Origin of the sequence: Streptomyces sp. WELS2, from assembly GCF_013870595.1 — a bacterium.
Lineage (GTDB): Bacteria > Actinomycetota > Actinomycetes > Streptomycetales > Streptomycetaceae > Streptomyces.
The window spans coordinates 1-1,509 of sequence record NZ_JACBWZ010001193.1; the positions used below are offsets into that span (position 1 = coordinate 1).

The following is a 1,509-nucleotide window of genomic DNA, read 5'->3' on the forward strand; positions in this document are numbered from 1 at the left end:
GAACTTCGCGGTGAAGAACTTCGGCACGTTCGCCCGCTCCTGCGGCAACTGCAAGACGCAGTACAAGCGGACGATCAACCTCAGCGGCATCGAGGCGACCTACAAGGGCAACAAGCTCGTCGGCATCAACACCAACTACGGCGACAGCGCGACCCTGCGGAACATCACGATCGTCGGTGACACCGGCAAGAAGATCGTTCCCTGCCAGAAGTACATCGGCAACAGCACCGGCGCCGAACCGGCCACCAACGGCTCGGGTCCGGACGGCACCTACTGCAAGTACTCCGCCTCGGACATCACGTACAAGTGAGTCCGGCGGGCCGGGCCGCCGCCGGCGGCCCGGCCACGGGTCAGGCGCCCGCCGTCCGCCCGCGCTGGCGCCCCGACAGGACGAGGTGGGCGGCGACACCGAGGACGAGGCCCCAGAAGGCGGAGCCGATGCCGAACAGGGTGACGCCGGAGGCGGTGGCCAGGAACGTGATCAGCGCGGCCTCGCGGTCCTTCTCCTCCTTGACGGCGCCGGTGAGCCCCCCGGCGAGCGCCCCGAACAGGGCGACACCCGCGACGGCGGCGACCAGTTCCCCGGGCAGACCGGCGAAGAAGGCCACCAGCGTCGATCCGAAGGCGCCGATCAGCAGATAGCAGGCGCCACAGGAGACACCCGCCACATACCGCCGCCGCGGATCGGGGTGCGCCTCCGGGCCGGTGCAGATCGCGGCGGTGATCGCGGCCAGGTTGACCGCGTGCGACCCGAAGGGGGCGAGCACGGTGGACGCCACTCCGGTGGTGCCGATCAGCAGCCGGTCCCCGGGCCGGTAGCCGGAGGCGGAGAGCACCGCCATGCCCGGGGCGTTCTGCGAGGCCAGGGTGGCCACGATCAGCGGCACGGCGATGCCGACGAGCGAGGCGAGGGAGAACGCGGGGGCGGTGAGCACCGGCCGGGCCAGCTCGATGGTGTGGAGGCGGACGTGCAGCCGCGAGGTCGCCGCGCTGCCGGCCACCCCCGCGGCGAGCGCGACGAGCACGGCGTAGCGGGGCAGCAGCCGCTTGGCCACGAGGTAGGCGAGCAGCACGGATCCGGCGATGACCGGCGCCGTCTTCAGCGAGGTGAAGACATGGGTGCCGAAGCCGAACAGGATGCCCGCCAGCATCGCCGAGACCACCGCCGCCGGCACCTGGCGCATCAGCCACCCGAACACCCCGGTCAGCCCGACCAGCGCGATGACGGCACCGGCGATCAGGAACGCGCCGACGGCTTCGGCGTAGGGGTACGAGCCGAGACTCGTCACCAGCAGCGCCGCGCCCGGCGTGGACCAGGCGGTGATGACCGGCATCCGGGTGCGCAGGCTCAGGCCGCCGCAGGTCAGGCCGCTGCCTATGGAGATCGCCCACACCCACGAGGTGGTCCGCGCGGGGTCGAGGTGTCCGGCCGAGGCCGCCGAGAGCACGATGACGAGTGTCCCGGAGTAGGAGACGACGACGGCGACCAGGCCCGCGAGCACGGCGGAC

The 1,509-nt window shown here is 71.9% G+C and carries 2 protein-coding genes; one reads left to right on the forward strand and one right to left on the reverse strand.

What is annotated here, in order from left to right:
• On the forward strand, positions 1-310 hold a 310-nt coding region (locus H5J33_RS34925), incomplete at its 5' end, for a pectate lyase (RefSeq protein WP_181798666.1).
• A gap of 40 nt (positions 311-350) precedes the next feature.
• Here the strand turns inward: H5J33_RS34925 and H5J33_RS34930 are convergent.
• Positions 351-1,509: benzoate/H(+) symporter BenE family transporter (locus H5J33_RS34930; protein ID WP_181798667.1), on the reverse strand; the 1,159-nt coding region annotated here is incomplete at its 5' end.